Raw genomic sequence first — 8,298 nt, 5'->3', positions numbered from 1 at the left:
ATCTGAGTTTGAGCCGTGCGGATTGAATCAGATGTATAGCCTTGCTTATGGCACCTTGCCGATTGTACGTGGGGTTGGTGGTCTAAAGGATACCGTGATCGACTATGATCAGACTCCGCAGGTAGCAACGGGCTTTATTTTTGATGCACCGACGCCGGAAGCCTTGCTTATCAAGCTTCAGCGCAGCCTGTTGCTATATAGCCAGAAGCCACAAGAGTTTAAGCGCCTGCAGCAAAATGCTATGGCGTGTAAGTTTGAGTGGAAAGAATCGGCTGAGCAATATGTCAGTATGTACAAGGGGCAAGAGCAGGGGCGTGTTGCTTCTCCTCAGACTCCCGAGTATTTAGCGTAGAACAGCTGTTGCTCAGTTATAGCAATTAAGATAACAAGCAATATCCCCTCAAAGCCCTCTTTCACGAGGGCTTTGCTTTTTCCGGAATAAAACCGTTCGCCACATTCGTTGATTATCCTCTTATGGCATTTATTTTGTCGACGTGAGTCAAGAAAATACTGCTGATAGTTTGAACAGTATAATAAAAGTGTAATAATTTTGGAGCTTGAAATAAATGGCGGGCATTTGATCTTCGCTTAAGTCGGGGGGCTTATTTTCAAGTCGTATACGGCACAGTTTATGATGCCGAAAAAATTATATGTGTATTGCTGTTATTATAAGAATCGTAAAGGGAATCAATGTCTAATCTAACTCTTCGGCAAAAACTGGCGCTTTCGGCCAGTATCGCCATTATCTTGGGTGGAATGCTGGTGACAGCACTTTCATTTATCTCCTCGCTGGGCCGTCTTGATGATGATCTTAATGATCGGCTTCGCGGTGTTGCATCGGCTTATAACAATTACGTTATTGATTGGATGGATTCAAAAGCGTCGGCTCTGTCGGCGATGCCAACGAATGCGACAAATGATGCCTTGACCGAGCACTTAAAGCAGGTCCGGGACTCGGCAAAATTCGACAATGTGTTTCTTGCCTTTAGTGATGGTAGTCAGGTGAATGCCAATGATGTCCAGCTTCCACCGGGCAACAACGACCCGCGCAAATGGGGTTGGTATCAAAATGCCATTAAACTTAATGGCGCTGTAACGGTAGAAAACCCGACGATTGCAGCAGCAACAGGCGCTACGGTTGTTTCTATGGGCAAGGCGTTAACAGTGTCAGGCCAGCGTGCAGTGCTTGGTGCAGATGTCGAGATGGCGAACATCATCAAACAGCTGGAGGAGGTGACATTACCTGGTGAAGGGTACATGTTCATCGCTAATGCCGAAGGAAATGTTTTTGCTCATGCAGATTCATCGCTGTTAAATAAGACGATTAGCACGATTGATAGTGATCTGACTGATACCTTGATCAAGAACTTAGCTCGTGAAGGGCATATTGAGAAGAAGGTGCTAAACGGTAATGAAAGCTTTGTCTTTGTTGCGCCTATCCAAGGCAAGGGGCTAAACACTGTTGTTGTGATTGACTATGACTCTGTCGTGGCACCCCTCTATAGTACGCTCTATGATCAAATGCTGACGACACTGCTGGTTGTGATTATTTGTGTCTTCTTGTTTAACCTGCTTTGTGGGTATTTGTTCAGGCCTCTGAAGCAAGTATCTAACGCCTTGGCACTAATCGCGCAGGGCGGTGGTGACTTAACCCAGCGTATAGAACTGGACAGCAAGGATGAAGTGGGCGAGTTAGCTGCGAACTTTAACCAGTTTGTAGCCAGCCTGCAGTTGCTGATTGGCCATATTCGTACCCAGGGTGTTGAGCTAAGCCAGACGTCGAGTGAAGGGCTACAACGTGCAGATAAATCGGCACGTGATCTACAGTGCCAGCAAGATGAGATCGCCATGGTGGCAACGGCCGTTACAGAGATGGCTTCAGCTACTCAGGAAATTGCTTCTCATGCCGAACAGACTGCTCGGGCAGCACAGGATTCGACCACTCATACTCACAACGGCAGCGAGCTGGTGGCTCAGAGCAAGGTATCAATCAACAACCTGGCTACCGAGGTAAGCGAAGCGACAACGGTTATCAGTGAGCTCAATGACCATGCTCAGGGGATCAACAGTATTTTGTCGACCATTCAGGGGATTGCGGAACAAACGAACTTACTGGCCCTGAATGCGGCTATCGAAGCGGCACGTGCAGGCGAGCAGGGGCGTGGTTTTGCTGTTGTGGCAGATGAAGTAAGAGTGTTGTCTCAGCGAACTCATACCTCGACAGAAGAAATCCAGTCAATGATTGCGACATTACAGCAAACGACATCTAAAGCCGTTCATCTGATGGAAACCAGCTCGCAACTGGCGCAGTGCTCGGTAGAAGATGCCGATCAGGCGACGGCGGCACTGGATCAAATTAATGATTCGGTAGCAATGATCAGTGATATGGCCACCCAGATTGCAACAGCTGCCGAAGAGCAAACCCATGTCACTGATGAAATCACTCAAAACACAACCACGATTAAAGATGTGACCGATCAGCTAGCGAATGATGCCAGGGAGGCTCGCCAACAGGCTGAGCATCTTAGTGCCCAGGCAACTAACCTGAATGACAAAGTGGCGACATTTGTAGTGTAGTGGCAGTAAGTTGGTTGCAGATATTCTAGGCCAAATAGCCTAGAACCTGAATCTAGACCCTAAAAATGAAAGCCTGTGAAACCTTAGCTGGTATCGCAGGCTTTTTATAGACTTACTCGCTCAGCTGCTGGCCGCAGGCGATTAGTTGGTGCTTGATGTCACTGACATGGTCAACAAGGGGCTCATTGAGGTGGTAAATACCGACAGTTCCGGTCTGGGCTTTTTGATCCAGCGTGAGCGGTACGATATTCGACTGCGAGAAGTGATCAGCCATGCGAAGCGGGTAGGGCATAATTGCTGTGGTGGTCGTGAGGATATCAATGCTGGCGCTGAGTGAGTTGATCTCATAGACGATGCGTTCAGAGACCTTTTTTCTTTCCCGTTCCAGTTGTTTGGGCTGCGGATTCTCTATGAGGTGCTGATAGCTTTCGGAATCCGGTGTGACCTGAAGCAGCGGGTAGTACTCGGTATCAGAGTCTTTTCCCTGATTGAGCAGTAACGGATGGGACTGGTGAACGAACAAGGCTTCTTTGTCCTGGAGAAGAGGTATAAAGCTTACATTACAGCGTCGTGACAGGCCGATAATTTCGTGCCCGACAAACAAGTCAATTTGACCATGGATCAACATATCCATGAGCTTGAGGTGGTTACCGAACTCTAGCTGAATAGAGATAGAAGGGTTATTGTAGCTGTATTGTTGCAGTGCCTGCTTGACGAAAACTTCCCACCAGGCATCGCCTGTCCCCATTCGGATCTTCTCGGTCTTGCGCTCTTTGAGATCGGCCATTTTGTGCAACAGGGCATCATGGCGACGTTGCAGTTCAAGGGCCTGTTCCTGTAATAGCTGGCCATACTCGGTGAGCTCTACACCTTTTGATTTACGGATAAAGAGCGGAACATCAAAGCTCGCCTCCAGCTTTTTCATGTTGCTGGTCAGTGTCGGCTGGCTGAGTCCAAGGTGGCTGGCTGCCTGGCTGATATTACCCAGTTCGGCAACCACAAGAAACTGTTTGTAGCTTTTATCCATAGGAAAAGTAGAGCAGAAAATAATATCGACAAGTCTCACATTTATTTGAATGGAAGAAAATGCTCAATGCCTAATTCTTGTGATCATGGTCGCCTAAATCTGCTTTGATATAGATTTAATCTATATCACTTTGGGTTTTATGTATTTTAAAACCTTAGAAAACAGTTTTATGATATCGGCAATAAAGATATCACTTGTTTGATTTTTGCCTTTTTAGGGAGCCAATATTCATGAAGATGACGCCGAAGTGGTGGCATGATGCTGTTGTTTACCAGATTTATCCTCGTAGCTTTTGTGATTCAAACAATGACGGAATGGGGGATCTTCAGGGGATCATCGGCAAGCTGGATTACCTGAAAAAATTGGGTGTAAACGTGATCTGGCTATCGCCAGTGTACCGTTCGCCAATGGATGATAATGGCTATGATATTTCTGATTATCAGGATATCGCCCCTGAGTTTGGCATCATGGAAGACATGCAGCAGCTACTGGCTGAAGCCAAACAGCGTGACATTCGAATTATCATGGATTTGGTGGTAAACCATACATCCGATGAGCATCCGTGGTTCATTGAGTCACGTAAGTCGAAAGATAACCCGTACCGTGACTACTATATTTGGCGTCAGCCAAAAGAAGACGGTTCTGTGCCAGATGATCAAGGTTCCGTGTTTGGCGGTGGGGCGTGGGAGTATGATGAAACGACAGGTGAATACTACTACCATATCTTTTCAAAGAAGCAGCCTGATCTGAACTGGGAAAACCCGAAGGTTCAGGAAGAAGTACACAAGATGATCAACTGGTGGATCGATCAGGGTATCGGTGGCTTCCGCCTTGATGTGATTGATTTGATTGGTAAGGAAATTGACAAGAAGATCACGGGTAATGGTCCGCGTCTTCATCAGTTGATCCAGGAAATGAATCAGGCGACCTTTGGCAAAAAAGATCTGTTAACGGTAGGAGAAACATGGGATGCCACTCCTGAGATAGCCAAGCTGTATAGCAACCCGGAGCGCCACGAGTTTTCGATGGTGTTCCAGTTTGAGCATATTTCTCTGACCTGGAAGTATGGTGACAAGTGGAATCCAATCGATCTTGACCTGCCTCTGTTCAAACGTGCCCTGACTAAATGGCAGGTAGAGCTGGCTGAGGAAGGCTGGAATTCCCTGTTTTGGAATAACCATGACTTGCCGCGTGTGGTCTCTAAGTACGGTGACGTCGGTCGATATCGTGTAGAGTCGGCCAAGATGCTAGCGACAACGATGCATATGATGAAGGGCACCCCTTATGTCTATCAGGGGGAAGAAATCGGCATGACCAATGTTGCCTTCGAAAGCATTGATGATTACCGTGATATCGAGACCCTGAATTTCTACAAAGAGCGAACCGAGAACGGTGTTGCGCCTGAAACAATGCTGGCTGCGGTACATGAAAATAGCCGTGATAATGCCCGTACGCCAATGCATTGGGACCAAACGGATAATGCCGGATTTTCACAGGCTCAGCCATGGATAAAGGTTAACCCTAACTATCCGGAGATTAACGTAGAGGCTGCCCTGGAAGATCAGAACTCCATCTTCTATCACTATCAGAAGTTGATTGAGCTTCGTAAAGCTTTGCCGGTGATTGTTTATGGTGACTTTGAACCTGTATTTGAAGATCACGATAAAGTATTCGGTTATGTCCGTGTTGATGAGCAACATCGCCTGTTTGTACTCAATAACTTTACCTCTGAAGAGGTGGTAGTGAATATACCGGCAGAGCTGCAAGCTGCTAATGTTGAATGTGTTATTTCCAACTATGACTATCGCCAGCAAATAGAGGAAACGGTGACGTTAAAACCGTATGAGTCTTTTGCGGTGCTGCTGCCTGCATAACGAATACAACATGAATGATTAACTCGCTATAGCTCCATTCATTGTCTTGGCTCTATTCAATAGTTGTTTGGATAGAGCCTTTTTTTATGAGGATGAAATGCTGCATTATCAATATACAGAGCATGATGTAATTTTCACGCTTCCCTATCATGGAGATCAGCTTTATCTGGTTGGTACTTTTAGTAATTGGCAAAAGCAGGGTGCATTTAAGTTTAACAAGGCTGGCCCCCACTATGTGCTTAGAAAGGCTAGGGAGGAACTGAATAAAATAGGCAATTCAGGATATATAGAATATTGCCTATGGGGAGACGATGAGTCTCAGCCTCTTCCGTTTAATAAGGAATACCCGGTTGGTTATTACTTCAATAGCCAAAGCTTTGATAGTCAAGGCAATTACGGGTGCAATTATTTGTTGCTGCCGGAAAATATCAGCCAAACAGAGCTGACCCAAATAGCTGAAGACAGCCAACGTTCATTTAAAGTCAAACAATCAGCGTCAGAGTTCTCGTCCGAATATACCTTGGCAAACTTTCGTCAGGTTGAAGGGGGGAAAATCGCTGAGGGTAACCTTTTTCGATCTTATCATCCGCTTGTTCCATCCCGTTCTGAGCATGTTGCTCTGTGTGATATTGAAGTAGAGCGTCAGGGCGTCGCAATGAAGTTGCTTGAACAGCACGGTGTTCGTACCGTGATTAATTTATCTGAAACATCACAACAGCTGGCCAGTTATATCCGCTCGGCTCCAGCCAGCTATTATAAAACACTGTGGTTGGAGCAGCAGGTTGTAAACGTACCGGTCGCCTACGAGACGGTCTATTTTATGTCAGATCGGGATGAAAGCTTTAATGCCGAGGAGCTTGGTTTTCAAAGCGGAATACAGGCGGTGATCCGATACATCGCGGACAACCCTGGTCCTTACCATGTGCATTGTCGCTTGGGATCGGATAGAACCGGCGTGATTGTTGGCTTTCTGCAGTTGTTGATGGGGGCCGACAAAGCGCAAATTATGCAGAATTATTTGCAGACTAACGAGATGGCTATTGGGGAGTACCGAAGCTTCCGTTTGCTCGAACAGGCTTTGTGTCGCGCATTGGGGGAGGATTGTTTTGACAATGATGTTGTCGCTAAGCGCTATCTGCCTAGTTTGGGCTTATCAGGCGCAGTCATTGACAGGGCCTGTCGAAATTTGGCTTGTAACGCGTAGTTGATACCTGTTTCTAACCAATATTTCCTTATTGGCTTATAACAAAGCCCAGCATGAGCTGGGCTATTGTTCGTCCGCTGCCTATGACAGTGATTATTCGCGATAGAGAATCGTCATCGATTTGGCACTTTGCATATAGGTCGTCTGAACCTGGCGCTGGTTGAGGCGAGATTCGGATGTATCACAAACGATGGACCATTTACTCCCGCTCGGCAGGCGATAGCGGGTAGGGATATCAGAGCTATTGATCAGGAACATCAACTCATTGCCTGTTTTGTATAACCCCAGATAGAGGGCAAAAGCATTGAGTCCCTGCCAGTCCTCGGCTGTCATCATCTGACCGTTGGAGCGGTACCAGTGGATACGGTGATGACCGCGTTCATGCCCGCTGAAGGCCTTAATAAACGGACTCATTACCTGTTTTCGCGCTGCTAGCATTTGCGTTAGCCAAGTATTGAAGCGCTTATCATCCTTGCTGAGCTCCCAGTTGGCCCAGCTAATCTCGTTATCCTGGCAATAGGCGTTGTTGTTACCGCCCTGGGTGTGCGAAAGGCTGTCCACGGCAAGCAAGTGAGGGATCCCAAAACTGAACAGCAAGGTTGTCATCAGGTTGCGTTTTTGTCGCTCTCGTTTGTATATCACGGAATAGTTGGATGTTTCACCTTCTACACCATGGTTGTTAGAGCGGTTGTCGCCGTGCCCGTCACGGTTGTTCTCGCCGTTGGCATGGTTGTGTTTATGATTGTAAGAAACGAGATCATGCAGGGTAAAGCCATCATGGTATGAGATAAAGTTGACGGGAAGCTTGTCCGGCCAGCCTCCGGCACTGAACAAATCCCGTGATCCCATCAGCCGGGTTGCAAATTCCTTGACGTTATTGTTGCCTTCCAGCCAGTAGCTTTTTACCGTGTCACGGAAGCGGTCGTTACATTCGTTCCAACCACGCGGGAAGTGGCCTAGCTGATAGCCGTCAGGGCCAACATCCCATGGTTCGGCAATGAGTTTGACTTGCCGTAGGATAGGATCCTGGGCGATAGCTTTGAAAAAGGCGCTTTGGGTGTCAAAGCGATCTCGTTTTCGTCCCAGTGTGGCGGCCAAATCAAAGCGGAAGCCGTCAATTTGATAGTGAGTAACCCAGTGGCGCAGGGTATCTAACACAATATTGAGGCTTGGCTGGTAAGTGAGATCGACGGTATTGCCGCAACCAGTGTAGTTGAGGTAGTTCTTGTTGCTATCTTGCAGGTAGTAGTTTTTATCCAGGCACTTGAAATGGAATTTAGGGCCGCCTTCGCCACCTTCAGCGGTATGGTTAAATACGATATCCATAATCACTTCAATGCCGTTTTTGTGCAGTTCCCGGATCATGGTTTTCATCTCGGTGACTGCATCGTTAGCTGCATAGCGTGGCTCAGGAGCCATGAAGCACAGGCTGTTGTAACCCCAGAAGTTGACCTTATCCATTTTCAGCAAATGCGGCTCAGACATACAGGAAGTGACGGGCAATAACTGAAGGGTGGTGATTCCCTGAGCTTTAAAGAACTCGATAACTTGGGGTTGGCATAATCCGAGATAGCTTCCTTGGTGCTGTTCGTCGAGTTGGGGGTGTTGCTTGGTGA

The 8,298-nt window shown here is 47.1% G+C and carries 5 protein-coding genes and 1 pseudogene; 4 read left to right on the top strand and 2 right to left on the bottom strand.

Annotated features, from left to right (window positions below; all coding sequences use genetic code 11):
* Window positions 1-352, top strand: a pseudogene (locus tag MHN01_RS09420) (starch synthase); the annotation flags it as partial.
* A gap of 338 nt (window positions 353-690) precedes the next feature.
* Window positions 691-2,577 (top strand): methyl-accepting chemotaxis protein, encoded by a 1,887-nt coding sequence (locus MHN01_RS09415; RefSeq protein ID WP_239411116.1) that lies wholly within the window; start codon window positions 691-693, stop codon window positions 2,575-2,577.
* Between the two features lie 112 nt (window positions 2,578-2,689).
* On the opposite strand, the gene MHN01_RS09410 is transcribed toward MHN01_RS09415, so the two are convergent.
* Entirely contained in the window at window positions 2,690-3,604 is a 915-nt protein-coding gene (locus MHN01_RS09410; RefSeq protein ID WP_239411115.1) for a LysR family transcriptional regulator, read from the bottom strand.
* A 236-nt stretch (window positions 3,605-3,840) separates the two neighbouring features.
* On the opposite strand from MHN01_RS09410, the gene MHN01_RS09405 reads away from it, so the two are divergent.
* Together MHN01_RS09405 and MHN01_RS09400 are read left to right on the top strand one after the other, a co-directional pair.
* Complete coding sequence (locus MHN01_RS09405; protein ID WP_239411117.1) at window positions 3,841-5,478, top strand: alpha-glucosidase; 1,638 nt, start codon at window positions 3,841-3,843, stop codon at window positions 5,476-5,478.
* Between the two features lie 97 nt (window positions 5,479-5,575).
* On the top strand, window positions 5,576-6,682 hold the full coding sequence (locus tag MHN01_RS09400) for a tyrosine-protein phosphatase (protein ID WP_239411114.1): 1,107 nt from the start codon (window positions 5,576-5,578) through the stop codon (window positions 6,680-6,682).
* A 93-nt stretch (window positions 6,683-6,775) separates the two neighbouring features.
* On the opposite strand, the gene MHN01_RS09395 is transcribed toward MHN01_RS09400, so the two are convergent.
* On the bottom strand, window positions 6,776-8,298 hold a 1,523-nt coding region (locus tag MHN01_RS09395; RefSeq protein ID WP_239411113.1), incomplete at its 5' end, for a glycogen-debranching protein.

This window comes from Photobacterium sp. OFAV2-7, from assembly GCF_022347985.1.
Lineage (GTDB): Bacteria > Pseudomonadota > Gammaproteobacteria > Enterobacterales > Vibrionaceae > Photobacterium.
This window is presented reverse-complemented; position numbering and strand designations above follow the sequence as displayed.

What these genes read in the sequence shown, in the direction of transcription:
- MHN01_RS09400 (WP_239411114.1), top strand. Translation starts at nt 5,576, where the DNA reads ATGCTGCATTATCAATATACAGAGCATGATGTAATTTTCACGCTTCCC.
- MHN01_RS09405 (WP_239411117.1), top strand. Translation starts at nt 3,841, where the DNA reads ATGACGCCGAAGTGGTGGCATGATGCTGTTGTTTACCAGATTTATCCT.
- MHN01_RS09410 (WP_239411115.1), bottom strand. Translation starts at nt 3,604, where the DNA reads ATGGATAAAAGCTACAAACAGTTTCTTGTGGTTGCCGAACTGGGTAAT.
- MHN01_RS09415 (WP_239411116.1), top strand. Translation starts at nt 691, where the DNA reads ATGTCTAATCTAACTCTTCGGCAAAAACTGGCGCTTTCGGCCAGTATC.